Source organism: Streptosporangium roseum DSM 43021, from assembly GCF_000024865.1.
Taxonomy (GTDB): Bacteria; Actinomycetota; Actinomycetes; order Streptosporangiales; family Streptosporangiaceae; genus Streptosporangium; species Streptosporangium roseum.
The window spans coordinates 6382479-6396342 of the sequence record NC_013595.1 but is presented as its reverse complement, the minus strand read 5'-3'; the positions used below and the strand labels follow the sequence as shown (position 1 = coordinate 6396342).

At 71.0% G+C, this 13864-nt stretch carries 11 protein-coding genes; 4 read left to right on the top strand and 7 right to left on the bottom strand.

The genetic code is table 11. The features are described 5' to 3' along the window. Positions 1-263: 263 nt before the first annotated feature. Positions 264-1937 (bottom strand): protein kinase domain-containing protein, encoded by a 1674-nt coding sequence (locus SROS_RS48790; RefSeq protein WP_012892308.1) that lies wholly within the window; start codon positions 1935-1937, stop codon positions 264-266. A gap of 363 nt (positions 1938-2300) precedes the next feature. Here SROS_RS48790 and SROS_RS51225 point away from each other — a divergent pair, with 363 nt between their 5' ends. The 3 genes from SROS_RS51225 to SROS_RS28080 all read left to right on the top strand — a co-directional run bounded on the left by SROS_RS51225 (position 2301) and on the right by SROS_RS28080 (position 4363). Then, entirely contained in the window at positions 2301-2468 is a 168-nt protein-coding gene (locus SROS_RS51225; RefSeq protein WP_169369394.1) for a hypothetical protein, read from the top strand. Positions 2469-2639: 171 nt separating this feature from the next. Next, complete coding sequence (locus tag SROS_RS28085; RefSeq protein ID WP_012892307.1) at positions 2640-3059, top strand: YciI family protein; 420 nt, start codon at positions 2640-2642, stop codon at positions 3057-3059. Continuing rightward, the gene (locus SROS_RS28080; protein WP_012892306.1) at positions 3056-4363 is read left to right on the top strand and encodes an RNA polymerase sigma factor; all 1308 of its coding nucleotides are present in this window, start codon (positions 3056-3058) and stop codon (positions 4361-4363) included. Before SROS_RS28085 ends, SROS_RS28080 begins: the two co-directional genes overlap by 4 nt. Before the next feature lie 50 nt (positions 4364-4413). Here the strand turns inward: SROS_RS28080 and SROS_RS28075 are convergent, their stop codons facing one another. Genes SROS_RS28075 through SROS_RS28050 form a run of 6 tightly spaced genes read right to left on the bottom strand, consistent with a single transcriptional unit; the run spans position 4414 to position 11068 of the window. Further along, positions 4414-5382, bottom strand: a complete 969-nt coding sequence (locus tag SROS_RS28075; RefSeq protein ID WP_012892305.1) for an N-acetylglucosamine kinase — start codon at positions 5380-5382, stop codon at positions 4414-4416. Next, positions 5379-6638, bottom strand: coding sequence for a 6-phospho-beta-glucosidase (locus tag SROS_RS28070; protein ID WP_012892304.1), 1260 nt, complete (start codon positions 6636-6638; stop codon positions 5379-5381). The genes SROS_RS28075 and SROS_RS28070 overlap by 4 nt, the downstream gene beginning before the upstream one ends. After that, entirely contained in the window at positions 6635-7531 is an 897-nt protein-coding gene (locus SROS_RS28065; RefSeq protein WP_012892303.1) for a carbohydrate ABC transporter permease, read from the bottom strand. The genes SROS_RS28070 and SROS_RS28065 overlap by 4 nt, the downstream gene beginning before the upstream one ends. Beyond that, the gene (locus SROS_RS28060; protein WP_012892302.1) at positions 7528-8475 is read right to left on the bottom strand and encodes a carbohydrate ABC transporter permease; all 948 of its coding nucleotides are present in this window, start codon (positions 8473-8475) and stop codon (positions 7528-7530) included. Before SROS_RS28060 ends, SROS_RS28065 begins: the two co-directional genes overlap by 4 nt. Positions 8476-8481: 6 nt before the next feature. Continuing rightward, on the bottom strand, positions 8482-9825 hold the full coding sequence (locus SROS_RS28055; RefSeq protein ID WP_012892301.1) for an ABC transporter substrate-binding protein: 1344 nt from the start codon (positions 9823-9825) through the stop codon (positions 8482-8484). Positions 9826-9871: 46 nt separating this feature from the next. Beyond that, the gene (locus SROS_RS28050; RefSeq protein ID WP_012892300.1) at positions 9872-11068 is read right to left on the bottom strand and encodes an ROK family transcriptional regulator; all 1197 of its coding nucleotides are present in this window, start codon (positions 11066-11068) and stop codon (positions 9872-9874) included. A 224-nt stretch (positions 11069-11292) separates the two neighbouring features. Between SROS_RS28050 and SROS_RS28045 the strand changes: the two genes are divergently transcribed. Beyond that, the gene (locus SROS_RS28045; protein WP_012892299.1) at positions 11293-13593 is read left to right on the top strand and encodes a HelD family protein; all 2301 of its coding nucleotides are present in this window, start codon (positions 11293-11295) and stop codon (positions 13591-13593) included. Positions 13594-13864 lie beyond the last annotated feature (271 nt).

The window sequence follows — 13864 nt, the reverse complement described above, 5'->3', positions numbered from 1 at the left end:
CGTACACGTCCGGCACGTGACAGCCCCTGCCCAGTAGTGATTGCGGCAGTTCGAGGCTGGTAAAAGCAACGATCGAAGCCGCTGCGGATCGGGCAAGGAGGCGCGTCCTGAAGGACGAGCAGGCAGAGGAGCGAAGCCCGGCGGGTGCGGAGCCGACTGTCGTCACCCCCGCGAGCCCTGGCCCGACACCGGCGCCTCGATGACGGACCCGGCGAAGCACCCGACGGCCGGAACCCGACGGCCGGCGTGGAGGTGCTCGGCGGTTAGTTGTCGAGTCTGGCCGCCTGCATGGTGCCCAGCCGCCGCACGAACAGGGCAGTGACGATCGTTGTCGGCACGACCAGCGCGTGCACGGCCAGGCTGGGCCAGGTTCTCAGCCTGAACTCGTACGTCAGGATTTCGCCACTCTCCCGGAGTATGGAGCTTGTCCTGAGAAGTGTGGTCCATTCGATCCAGAACAGGGGCCAGGTCAGGAGCGTGGCCAGCCACAGAGCCCACCACGCGTGCAGGAGCCAGGCCGGCGCGGTCGTGCCGTCGCGTCCGGGCGGGCTGGAGGCGTGCCAGATGTCGTCGGCGATCTGTTTGGGCAGCAGCAGGTTGCCGATCGGGATGAGCCAGCCGTACACGGCCATGGAGGGCTGGTATCGCAGCCTGCCGGGCGCGAGCTGTTCGGCTGCGACGCGTGCTTGGTGGAACCAGAGCAGACACGAGGCCGCCAGCCCCAGGCCGGAGACGATCTGGGCCGCCCATAGGACGGCGCCGAGCCCCTCGTGGAAATCGCGCATGTCGTCGAAGGTCGACTCGTCGTAGTACCGTCCGGCATCGTCGAGGACGGTGATCTGGTGGGCCACCGTGGACACCGACACCAGGGCGAACAGGGCGAGCAGCACGTACACGGCGATCTCGTAGCCGGTGGAGGGGGGCTTCGGTTCGCTGCCGCGGCGCCGGCGGCGTTCGTTGACCAGCAACGGCTGGGGTGAACGCTGCTGACCAGTGTGCTCTGGCGGCGGCGGCATCTGCTGGGGACTGCTGGTTGCAGCGGCCGGGTCGTGCAGGGCGGTCAGTGCCGTGGTCCGGCGTTCGGTGATGACCTGGGTGAGCGCCTCCGGCAGCCACCGTTCCTGGCCGGGTGTCGCGAGAGCGGTGAGGCGGGTCAGCACGTACTGCAGGCCGGGCCGGGCGGCGGGGTCCTTGGCCAGGCAGGCGACCACGAGATCGGCCAGCGGGGCGGGCAGCGCGCGCAGGTCGGGTTCGGCGTGCACGACGCGGTAGACGACCGCGTGGGCGGGTCCTGTTCCGAACGGACCGCGGCCGGTGGCGGCGAAGGCGAGGACACAGCCGAGCGAGAACACGTCCGAGGCCGGCCCGACCTCCTGCGCCATGGCCTGTTCAGGGGACATGAACGCCGCGGTGCCCAGCACGGTGGCGGTCTGGGTGTGGCTGGTGGCGTCCAGGGCGCGGGCGATGCCGAAGTCGATCAGGCGGGGACCGTCCTCGGCGAGGATGACGTTGGCGGGTTTGAGGTCGCGGTGCACCATCCCGCAACCGTGCACGGCGGCGAGTCCTTCGGCCAGCCCCGCGCCGAGCACCGCGGCCGACTCCAGCGGGAGCGGCCCGTGCTCGTCGACGGCCTGGTGCAGGGAGGGGCCGGGGATGTAGGCGGTGGCCAGCCACGGCCGGGCGGCGTCGGTGTCGGCGTCCACGACCTGCGCGGTGTAGAAGCCGCCGACCTTACGGGCCGCGTCCACCTCGGCGGCGAAACGACGCCGGAAGTCGGCGTTGTCGGCCAGTTCTGGCCGGACCACCTTGACCGCCACCAGGCGCCCGCCCGGGGAACGGCCCAGGAACACCTGCCCCATTCCTCCCCCGCCGAGCCTCGCGTGCAGCCGGTAGGAGCCGATGAGGGTCGGATCGCCGTCGCTCAGGTGGTCGGCCATGGCACCTCTTTCGCGTCGAGATCTGCACCGGTCGGGGACGATGATCCCAAATGGGCGCGTGTCCCGAAGGAAGATCTTGTCGCTTGATGTAGGTCTGTATACCAGCTGACGTGGTCTCACCGGAATCATGCGTCTCGCAGCGACCGCGTCGGGATGGCGAGTGCGCATGCTCACCCGGGCGTCCGAGCGGCCGGGAGAACCTCGGGCAGAGGCACGACTCATGTCCGTGCCGGCGCACCCCATGCGGTTTCCCGCTGTTGCAGTGCGTGCTCCCATCAGCGCCCACCCGGCCGCAAGGCGGCGAGTCGACGATCGGGTGATCCTGGCGGCAATCGTGTACATGGCCACTTCTCACCCTCATGCATGACCGGCGCCGGCCGGCCCACACGAGCACGTGACCTCTGCCTGGCCCTGGACCTGCCCCTGGAGCGGAAGAACATCGAGAACACCCGCGCCAAGCTCAAACGCCTGGTCAGCCTCGGCATTCTCGTGGAGACCGAGCCGGGATCGCTCGCTCAGCCGCGTCCGTAGCCCGGCAACGAACCCGTGACCAGCTCTCCTCCTGCAGCGCAAGCGATCAAAGAGACATCAACTCGCGAACCGCCCTCGCAGATGTTCGCCTGCCGTGTCGATCCGCGGCCGCCCCGTTCGACCTAGAGGTGAGAGGGTCGAGAGGCGACCCCGATGTCAAGGAGATCGAAGATGGCGAAATACATGCTGATCCTGCGAGGCACGGACGAATCCGTCGCGAAGATGATGGAGGCGCCCTTCGAGCAGATGCTCGAGACGATGGGCCGCTTCAACGACGAGTTGATCCGGGCCGGCGTGCTCGTCGCCGCCGAGGGCCTGGAGGACCCGGCCCAGGGCGTGGTGGTCGACTTCGACGGCGAGACGCCGGTGGTCACCGACGGTCCGTACGGCGAGACGAAGGAGCTGTTCGGCGGCTTCTACGTGCTCGACGTGGCTTCGAAGGAGGAGGCGGTCGAGTGGGCCAAGCGACTCCCCGCGGTCGCCGGCACGAAGTGCGAGATCCGCCGGGTGCCGGGCATCGACGAGTTCCCGCAGGACAATGAGTGGATCATCAGGGAGCGGGTGTGGCGCGAGCGGACCGGCCAGCTTTGACGCCCGCGGCCACCGGCGGCCCGCCGAGCACCGAGTCGGCGCGGCGGGCCGTCGAGGCCGTCTGGCGGATCGAGTCCGCACGGATCGTCGGGGCGCTGGCCCGCTACACCGGGGACTTCGAGCTCGCCGAGGATGTCGCGCAGGAGGCGGTGGCGGAGGCACTCGTCACCTGGTCGCGCGACGGTGCGCCGGCGAACCCGGTGGGCTGGCTGCTGGCGACCGCGCGGCGGCGCGCCGTCGACTCCTTCCGCCGCCGGTCGGCGCTCGACGAGCGGTACGCCATGCTCGCCGGCCGGCTCGCCGAGGGGGAGACGAGCTCGGGCACGACGGCCCCGCGGGACCGGCCGGACGACCTGCCGTGGGATCCCGACCGGATCGACGACGACATCCTCGCGCTGATGTTCGTGGCCTGCCATCCGGTGCTCTCGCCCGAGGCCCGCGTGGCCTTGACGCTGCGCGCGGTGGGCGGCCTGTCGAGCGAGGAGATCGCCCGGGCGTTCCTCGTGCCGGTGCCGACCCTCCAGGCGCGGATCACACGCGGGAAGAAGACGATCGCCGCGGCGGAAGTGCCGTTCGAGCTGCCGCCGTCCGAGGAACGGCGCGAGCGGCTCGGCGGTGTCCTGAGTGTGCTGTACGTGATCTTCACGGAGGGCTCGACGGCAACGACCGGTGACCGCCTGCTCCGTCCCGATCTCGCCTACGAGGCGATCCGGCTGGCCCGGATGCTGGTCACGTTGCTGCCCGACGAGCCGGAGGTGCACGGGCTGCTCGCCCTGTTCGAGCTCACGGCCGCGCGCTTTCCCGCACGCACCGGGCCCGACGGCGAAGCGGTGCTCCTGGAGGATCAGGACCGGCGCCTGTGGGACCGGTCGGCGATCCGTCGCGGCCTGGCCGCGATCGGCCGGGCCTCGGCTGTCGGACGCGGCCTCGGACCCTACGGACTGCAGGCGGCGATCGCCGCCTGCCACGCGTCGGCGTCCTCGGTGCCGGAGACCGACTGGGAGCGCGTCGTGCTCCTGTACGAGGTGCTCGGCCGCGTGGCCCCGTCACCCGTCGTCGAGCTCAACCGGGCCGTCGCCGTCGCGATGGCGGACGGACCACGGCAGGCGCTGTCCATCGTGGACGAGCTGGTCGCCTCCAACGGCCTGGCGGGGTCGCACCTGCTCCCGAGCGTGCGCGGCGAGCTGCTGGCCCGGCTCGGCCGGACCGCCGAGGCGCGTGCCGAGCTGGAGCTCGCCGCCCGGCTGTGCCGCAACGTCCGCGAGCGGTCGGTGCTGCTGCGCAAGGCGGCCGCGCTGGTGTGACGGCGGCACGGGTACGGCTCCCGCCGCGGCGGGAGCTGTACCCGTCACGCTCACGCCATGGCGTGGTAGTGGGCGCGGAGGCGGGTCTTGGCCTCCTCGGCGGCGCCGAGGGCGTCCAGGCCGAGCAGGGCCGCGCCCACGATGGGCGGCACGTCGGCGACGATCAGCTTGGCCTGGGGAGCCTGCTCGGCGAAGCGCCGCTCGATCAGGTCGCTCAGCAGCGGGTCGCGGGCGGTCAGCACGCCGCCGCCCAGGACCACCTCCATCGGGGTGCCCAGCAGGTCCAGGCGGCGCAGCGCGACCACCGCGAGGACGGTGACCTCGTCGGCCATCCGGACCACGATCGAGCGGGCCACCTCGTCGCCGGTGGCGGCGACGGCCATCAGCACCGGCACCAGCTCGTGCAGCCTGAACGGGGGCAGGTCGCCGAAGTGGATGGCCAGCGCCGCCTCCTCGACGGTGCGGGTGCCGAAGTGCTCGCGGACCGCGCGGTCCAGCGCGGTGGCCGGGCCCCGGCCGTCCTCGGCCCGGACGGCGTGCCAGAGCGTCTCCTCACCCAGCCCCATCCCGCCGCCCCAGTCGCCGGTGAGCCGGCCCAGGGCCGGATACCTGGCCACCTCCCCGGTGGGGGAGACCCCCACGGCGTTGATGCCCGCACCGCACACCACGGCCACGCCCGCGGGCCCGGAGGCCCCGGCGCGCAGGAGCGCGAAGGTGTCGTTGCCGACCACCACGTCCCGGCCGTACTCGCGGGCGAGGATCTCGTCGCGGATGGCCTCCTCCTCGACCGGCAGGTCGGCGCCGGCGACGTAGGCGGCCACGTGGTCGGCGAACGGCGGCACGAGGTCCGGGCCGAGCAGCCGTACGGCGTCGCCGATCACGTCGATCGCGGCGCCCACCCCCGCGCTCTGCGGCTCGAAGGCCGCGCCGCGGCCGGTGGCCAGGACGGAGCCGTCCTCGCCGACCAGCGCGACGTCGGTCTTGCTGTTGCCGCCGTCCACGGCCAGGACGGTTCTCACGTGGTCGCCCAGGGCAGGTGCTGACGGTTGGCGTCGATGAGACGCCGGGCCAGGTCGTCCGAGAGCGAGGCCTGGCCGATCAGCGGGTGGGCCAGCAGCGCGTCCGAGACGCGCTGCTCGCCGCCGTGCAGGGCCGCCTCCAGCGCCAGCGTCTCATAGGCCGTGACGTGGGCGACGAGCCCGGCGAAGAGCGGCTCGACGGGGTCCACCGGCAGCGCCGCCGCGCCCGTGGCGGTGATCCTGGCCGGGACCTCGATGACCGCGTCGTCGGCCAGGAACGGCAGCGTGCCGTCGTTGCGCAGGTTGACCACCTGGGTGTCGCCGCGGTCGCCGAGCAGCGAGGCGATCAGCGCCACCGCGGCCTCGGAGTAGAACGCCCCGCCGCGCTTCTCCAGCAGTTCGGGCTTGGTGTCCACCGACGGGTCGGCGTACATCTCCAGCAGCGTCGCCTCCATCGCCGCGACCTCCGCCGCGCGCGACGGCTTGCTCCTCTGCTCCTCCACCACGAGGTCGTGCTCGTAGAAGTAGCGCAGGTAGTAGGAGGGCACCACGCCGAGGCGGCGGATCAGGCCGGCCGTCAGGCCGATGTCCTGGGCGATCTCCTCGCCGTGGCTCTCCAGCAGCCGCGGGAGAACGTCCACCCCGTCCAGGTGGACGGCCCGCTCCCAGGTCAGGTGGTTCAGGCCCACGTGCCCCAGGGAGATCCGCTCCGGCGCGACCCCCAGCTTCGCGGCGAAGCGGCGCTGGAAGCCGATGGCCACGTTGCACAGGCCGATGGCCCGGTGGCCGGCCTCCAGCAGCGCCCTGGTGACGATGCCCACCGGGTTGGTGAAGTCGACGATCCAGGCGTCGGGCGCGTGCCTGCGGACCTTCTCGGCGATGTCCAGCACCACCGGGACCGTGCGCAGCGCCTTGGCCAGGCCGCCCGCGCCGGTGGTCTCCTGGCCGACGCAGCCGCACTCCAGCGGCAGCGTCTCGTCCACGTTGCGCGCGGCCTGGCCGCCGATGCGCAGCTGGAGCAGGACGGCCTGTGCCCCGGCCACGCCCTCCTCGATCGAGGTGGTCGCGACCACCCTGGCCGGGTGACCGGCGCGCGCCAGCATCCGCCGGGCCATCCCGGCGACCAGCTCCAGCCGGTGGACGTCCGGGTCGACCAGCGCGATCTCGGTGAGGGGGAGTTCGTCCCGGAGCCGCGCGAATCCGTCGATCAGCTCCGGCGTATATGTCGAGCCGCCCCCGACAACGGCGAGTTTCACCCTTTTACTCCTGTCAGCGTTACGCCCTCGATGAATACCTTCTGGGCGAAGAAGAACACGATGATCACCGGGGCCATGACGAGCAGGGTCGCCGCCATGGTGAGGTTCCACTGCACGCTGTGCAGTGCCCGGAAGGACGCCAGCCCGAGGGAGAGCGTCCAGTTTTCCTCGTTGATCTGGGCGTAAAGCAGCGGCCCATAGTAGTCGTTCCAGCAGTAGAAGAACTGGAACAGGGCCACCGCCGCGATCGCCGGCCGTGCCATCGGCAGGATCACCCTGACCAGGGTCCGGAAGTCCGAGCAGCCGTCCACGCGGGCGGCCTCGGTGTACTCCTTGGGGATCGTGATCAGGAACTGCCGGAGCAGGAAGATCGAGAAGGCGTCGCCGAGCAGCATCGGCAGGATCAGCGGCCACAGCGTGCCGGTGAGCTCGAAGCGCGCCCAGATGAGATAGACGGGGACGGCGATGACCTGCGGGGGCAGCATCATCATCGTGATGACCGCCAGGAAGGCCAGTTTCCGGCCCCGGAAGCGGAACCGGGCCATCGCGTAGGCCACCGGGACCGACGACAGCAGCATGAACAGGGTGCCGAGCCCGGCGTACAGGAACGTGTTGCCCAGCCAGCCCAGCAGGTGCGACCTGGCGAACACCTCGGCGAAGTTGCCCCAGTTCCAGGTGTCCGGCCACAGCTCGCCGGTGAGCGCCTGGGCGTCGGTCATCAGCGCGGTCAGCGCCACGAACACCAGCGGGCCGATGAACATCAGCGACAGCGCCACGGCGAGGGCGTGGGTGGCGATCCAGTACAGCGTCCTGCGGACGCGGCTGCCGCGCGTGCCCGTACGGCGGGCGGGGGAGGCGGTGGCGGGCGGCCTGGTGGCCAGGATGGTCGTCACCGGTTGCCTCCTTCGTCGTCGGTGAACGCGCGGAACCGGCGGAGCAGGACGAGGGTGAAGATCATGGAGGCCGCGAACAGCAGCAGCGCCAGCACGCAGGCGTAGCCCATGCTGAAGTCGCGGAAGCCCGCGTGGAACAGCCACTGGGGCAGCGTCAGCGTGGACATCTCGGGGTAGCCCGGCACGAAGCTGCTGCCGGGGGAGTCGGTGACCCCGGCGGCGACCCGGGAGGCGATCATCGCCTGGGTGAAGTACTGCAGGGCGTAGATGACGCCGGTGACCGTGGAGAACATCAGCACCGGGGAGATCATCGGCAGTGTGATGCTCCGGAACTGCCGCCACCCGCCCGCCCCGTCGATGGCCGCGGCCTCGTACAGGTGCTTGGGCACGTCCAGCAGCGCCGCGAGGAAGATCATCATCGTGTTGCCGATGCCCCACATGGCCAGCAGGGTCAGGCCGGGCTTGGCCCAGTCCTTGTCGCCGAACCAGTCGGGGGCGGCGATCCCGAAGAACTCGATGATCTGGTTGAGCGGTCCGGAGGGGTTCATCAGGAAGACGAAGGAGACGGTCCCGGCCACCAGCGGCACCAGCGACGGCAGGTAGAACACCGTGCGGAAGAAGCCCGCGCCCGCCTTCAGGCGGGTGAGGAGCTGGGCCACGGCCAGGCCGAAGAGCACCTGCGCGGGGACCATGAACACCACCAGCCACAGCGTGTTCCTGATGGAGACCCAGGCCCGGTCGTCATGGAAGAAGTAGCGGTAGTTGTCCAGGCCGACGAACTCCAGCGTGAACAGGTCGTAGCGGTGGAAGGAGAAGTAGGCCGTCGCCACGAGGGGGTAGACGAAGAAGACCGCGAACCCGACCAGCCAGGGTGACATCCAGAGGAGGGCCTTGCGGCCCTCGCGGCGCGCCCGCGGGGGCGCCGCCGCGTGGGTGACGCTCATCGAGGATCAGCCCCCGGAGAGCTTCAGCTTGTCGTTGACACGCTTGTCGACCCCGGCGAGCCCGGCGTCGAGGTCCTTGACCGAGCCCTTCTCCCACTGGTGCATGAACTCCTGGATCGCCTCCTGGTTGAAGGTGCTGTTGACGCTGGAGGGCATCGTGCTGGTCCTGGGGTGGGCGAAGATGTCGATGAAGGTCTGGAAGTTCGCGTCCTTCTTCAGGTCCGGCGACTCCAGCGAGGCCTTGGTGGTCGGCACGTTGCGCAGGGCGTTGGAGAGGGTGACCAGGGCGGTGGTGTCGGTGGTCAGATACTTCACCAGCTCCCAGGCGGCCTGCGGGTTCTTGGCGCCCTTGGGCACGCCGATCACCGTGCCCGCGGTGAAGCCGCTGCCGTACAGGTCGGGCTTGTCGTCGGCGACCGGGAGCGGTGCGGTGCCGTAGTCCAGGTCCTTGGCCTCATTGGCGATCATGGCGTTGCGCCATTCGCCGTCGAGCACCATGGCGACCTTGCCCTTGTAGAACGGGTGGTCGGCCGACCACTCCTGGCCCAGGCTCTTGCGGAACTTGTCGAGCTTGTCGTGGCCGTACCAGTCGACGAGCTCCTTCTGCCACTGCAGGAGCTGCTTCCAGGCCGGGTCGGAGCCGATCGCCGAGGTGCCGTCCGGGTTGTACCACTTGGCGCCGACCATGGGGGCGAGGTGCGAGGCGGTGTTCTCGTAGTACTCGAAGCTCGGGATGAAACCGGCGACCTTGATGGTCCCGTCGGCGTCGCGGACCGTGAGCTTCTTGGTGAGCTCGGTCAGCTCCGACAGCGTCTTGGGCGGCTGCTCGCCCTTCATCAGGGCCTTGTTGTAGTAGAGCCCGTAGGCGTCGGCGAGCAGCGGCATCACGCAGCGTCTGCCGTCGAACTCGGTGTAGGAGCGCGAGGCCTCCGGCAGCACCGACAGGTCGATGCCGTCCTGCTTGATCACCGGGGTGAGGTCCTGGAACGTTCCGCTCTTGCACCACTGGGCGACGTTGTCGGTGGTGAAGGAGGACGCGACGTCCGGGGCCTTCCCTCCGCGCACCGCCTGGGTGATCTGGTCGTCCTGGACTCCCTTGACCAGCTTGACGGTGATCTGCGGGAACTTCTGGCGGAACCCGGCGATGGCGTCCTCGAACGCCTTCACCTCGGCGGGCGCCGAGAATCCGTGCCACAGCTCGATGGCGGCGGCCGGGAGGGAGGCGGAGGCGGAGCCCGAGGGCTTGGGCTGCGCCCCGAGCGCGGGTGCGCTCTGGTTGCCCGCGGTGCAGGCGGTCAGTGCCCCGGCCGTGAGGGCGGCGGTGGCGAGAATGAGAAAGCGTCGGTGCACGACGGCTGCCTCCTTGCGTGTGGGGGGATCACGAGAGGACGGGGGGTCAGGAGGGGACGGTGGAGCTGAAGACCTCGTCGCGGGTGGCGGCGAGGGCGAGGTCGAGCGCCCCGGCGAGGACGGGGTTGCCCTCGACGGTCGACAGCAGCAGGGGAGGCCGGGGGATGGTCAGCGCGTGGAGCTCGTGTTCGACGAGCTCGCGCAGGGTCTCGCCGCCGGCCAGGAGGGTGCCGCCGGTCAGGACGATGATCTCCGGGTCGACGACCGAGGTGATCGAGGCCAGGCCGATCGCCAGGCGTGCGGCGATGTCGCGCAGCCCGGCGCGGGCGTCGTCGGCGCGCTTCCCGGTGGCCTGCGAGGTCTGCACGGCGTTCCGCACGGCCTGGGCGGAGGCGGTGCCGCGCACGCCGTAGGACCTGAGGATCTTGAGTACGGCGGGGCCGCCGGTGAGGGCCTGGTAGCCGTGGTTGGCGTAACGCCCCGCCTCGCGGGCGGTCGGCGCGCCGGGGGCGGGCATGTAGCCGACCTCGCCGGCGCCCCCGGTGGCGCCGCGGTGCAGCCGCCCGCCCAGGACCAGCGCCGAGCCGAGGCCCTCGTCGGCCCAGAGCAGCACGAAGTCCTGGCGGCCGTGGCCCACGCCGTGCGCCTGCTCGGCCTGGGCGACGAGGTTGACGTTGTTCTCGACGGCGACCTGGAGGCCGAGCCCCCTGCTGAGGGTGGGCACCAGGTCGGGGATGTGCCAGCCGGGCATGTCCTTGCTGGTGGCGTAGCCCAGCTTGCCGGTGCCCGGGTCGATCGCGCCCTGCACGCCGATGACCGCGCGCCGCAGGTCGGCGGGGGCGCCGGCGCCCTCCAGCGCGGCCCGGACCCGCTCCACCACGTCACCGGCGGAGCGGCCCGGGGTGGGCAGCCGGTGCTCGCCGATCACGGCGCCGGTGATGTCGGCGACCCTGACGTCGATGTGCGCGGGGGTGACGTCCAGGGCGGCGACGTGCGCGGCGGCCGGGTTGAGCCGGTAGACCTCGGCGGTCCGGCCGGGCAGTCCCTCGCGGATGCCGTTCAGGACGACCAGACCCGCCTCCTGGAGCCGGGCGAGCAACTGAGATGCTGTGGGCTTGGACAGGCCGGTCAGGGCACCGATCTCCGGGCGGGTCAGCGGTCCGCGCTCCAGCAGTGCCTGCAGGGCGGCGCGGTCGTTGATCGCACGCAGCAGGCTTGGGGTGCCCGGCGTCGGCTGAGTCACAGGTCCTCCGTGTCCGCACACGTCATACAGTCGCCCGTAAAACGGAGTTAGGAAAGTTTCCTAACTCGGAGTGAATCTAAGGAACCCGTGCGAATTCCGTCAAGCGTGAAGGGCGTGCCGCAATCAACCTGTGATGGCGAGGGGAGGGGTGAACATCTCGACGGACCTGCTAAGGTGATGGTTTGTCATAACAACCAGCCAATGGCCCGGAGTATCCCATTACTATCAACGATAATGGAGCGACGGCGACCCGTCAACTCGAGCTCGCCAAGGAGCAGGAGTACGTCTCCGGCCTCTACGAACGGCTCGACCTGTTGCGCGAGCGCACCAAGCGGCAGCTGGACGGGGTGCTGGCGCAGGGCGGGAGCGGTGGAACGCACCAGAACCGCTCCGAGCGCGACACCTTCGCCGGGATGTACGCCGAGCGGCTGGGCCGCCTGTGGGCGGTCGAGAACGGCCTGTGCTTCGGGCGGCTCGACAACGCCGACCACACCTCCCTGTACATCGGCCGCATCGGCCTCGCCGACGACGAGCAGCGGCGGCTGCTGATCGACTGGCGGGCCCCCGTCGCCCAGCCGTTCTACGGCGCCACCCCCGCCGCCTCGATGGGCGTCACCCGCCGCCGCCACCTGCAGACCAAGGGGCGCAAGGTGATCGGGGTCGACGACGACCTGCTCGACCTCGACAACCTCACCGACGACGACGTGGCCACCCTCAACGGCGAGGCGGCGCTGCTGGCCTCCATCGCCGCCAGGCGCACCGGGCGGATGCGCGACATCGTGGCCACCATCCAGTCCGAGCAGGACCGCATCATCCGCTCAGACCTCAACGGCGTGCTCGTCGTGCAGGGCGGCCCCGGCACCGGCAAGACCGTGGTGGCCCTGCACCGGGCCGCCTACCTGCTCTACACCCACCGGGAGAAGCTGGCCCGCCGGGGCGTGCTCATCCTCGGGCCCAACCTGACCTTCCTGCGCTACATCGAGCAGGTGCTGCCCTCCCTGGGCGAGACCGACGTGCTGCTGTCCACGGTCGCCGAACTGTATCCAGGGGTCGTCCCCACGGTCAGGGAGCGGCCCGAGGTCGCCGCGGTCAAGGGTGACGGGCGGATGGCCGAGGTCGTGGCGCGGGCCGTACGGGAACGGCAGCGGGTGCCGCGCCGGCCGCTCGAGATCCGCCTCGACCGCTACAGTCTCAAACTCGACGGCCGCGTCCTGGACGCCGCCCGCACCCGGGCGACCCGCTCCAGGAAGCCGCACAACGAGGCCCGCGGGATCTTCGTCCGCCACCTGCTCAACGCGCTCGCCCGGCAGGCCGCCAAGCAGCTCGGCAAGGCCATGATCGACGACGACGAGCTGGCCGACATCCGCGAGGACCTCCGCACGGAGCGTCCCGTCAAGGCCGCGCTGAACAGGCTGTGGCCCTACACCACCCCGCAGCAGCTCCTCATCGGGCTGTTCACCTCGCGCGAGCGGCTGGACTACGCCGCGGGCGACCTCAGCGCGGCCGAGCGCGAACTGCTGCTGCGCGAGCCTCCCCGCCAGGGGGAGAACTGGTGGGCCGAGTCGGACGTGCCGCTGCTGGACGAGGCCGCCGAGCTGCTCGGCGACATCGACCCGGCGGTGCTGCGGGCCGGGGCGTGGATCGCCGAGGAGGAGCAGGCCGCCAGGCGTGCCGCCGCCCTGGACGAGCGCCAGCACCAGCTCACCTACGCCAAGGAGGTGCTGGAGCTGACCGGGCTGTCCGACATCATGGACGCCGAGAAGTTCGCCGCCCGGCACCTGGGCGACGACGTGTACCTGACCACCGCCGAGCGCGCCGCCGCCGACCGCACCTGGGCCTTCGGCCACGTCATCGTGGACGAGGCGCAGGAGCTGTCCGCGATGGACTGGCGGATGGTGATGCGGCGGGTCCCGACCCGGTCGATGACGATCGTCGGCGACCTGGCGCAGACCGGATCCGCGGCGGGCGCGCACTCCTGGGGCCGGGCGCTCGACCCCTACGTGGCCGGGCGCTGGCGCGAGGAGCACCTCAGCGTCAACTACCGCACCCCGGCCGAGCTGATGGCCGTGGCCGCCGACGTGCTCACGCTGGTCGGCCCCGGCCTCGTCGCGCCCACCTCGGTCCGGGAGACGGGGTCGGCCCCCTGGGCCGCCTCCCCCGTGGAGGCCCTCGCCGACGTCGTCAAGGCCGAGCTCGTCGAGGGCGGCCGGCTGGTCGTGATCGTGCCCGAGTCCGGCATGGGCGAGTTCGGGGAGATCGTGACCCGGGCCGTCGACGGCGCGGTCGCGGGGCCGGGAGCCGCGGCCCTGGACGCCCCGGTGGCGGTCCTGACGGTCACCCAGGCCAAGGGGCTGGAGTTCGACGCGGTCATCGTGGTGGAGCCCGAGGCGATCCTGCGGGAATCGCCTCGCGGGGCGAGCGACCTTTACGTCGCGATGACCCGTGCGACACAGCGTCTTGGCGTCGTGCACAGCGGTCCGCTCCCCGAAGCGCTTGCTCGACTTGAGCGACATCCGATCACATGAGAGCATTGACGGCTCTCGTCGATCATGTCCCAGCTGCGAAAACTTGATGTTTCCGCTGTTAGTGACACGGTTGACATCTGCGCTGGGGTCGGTAGTTTGCTGCCCAGTCCAGCACGGGACTGGCCGGTTGGCCGCCTTTCGACATCGTCGGTTCCTGCGCCCGTGACGGGGGTCACCCCGTCCGTACAGCCAGGCGCAGGGCCGTCGTTCCGTCGAGGCGGGGCACCCTGACCGGGCGGGGGGTTGGACCCAGGAGGGGTCCGGGCACCCA

Coding starts and splice junctions, on each gene's coding strand:
- SROS_RS48790 (WP_012892308.1), bottom strand. CDS start 1,937: ATGGCCGACCACCTGAGCGACGGCGATCCGACCCTCATCGGCTCCTAC.
- SROS_RS51225 (WP_169369394.1), top strand. CDS start 2,301: ATGACCGGCGCCGGCCGGCCCACACGAGCACGTGACCTCTGCCTGGCC.
- SROS_RS28085 (WP_012892307.1), top strand. CDS start 2,640: ATGGCGAAATACATGCTGATCCTGCGAGGCACGGACGAATCCGTCGCG.
- SROS_RS28060 (WP_012892302.1), bottom strand. CDS start 8,475: ATGAGCGTCACCCACGCGGCGGCGCCCCCGCGGGCGCGCCGCGAGGGC.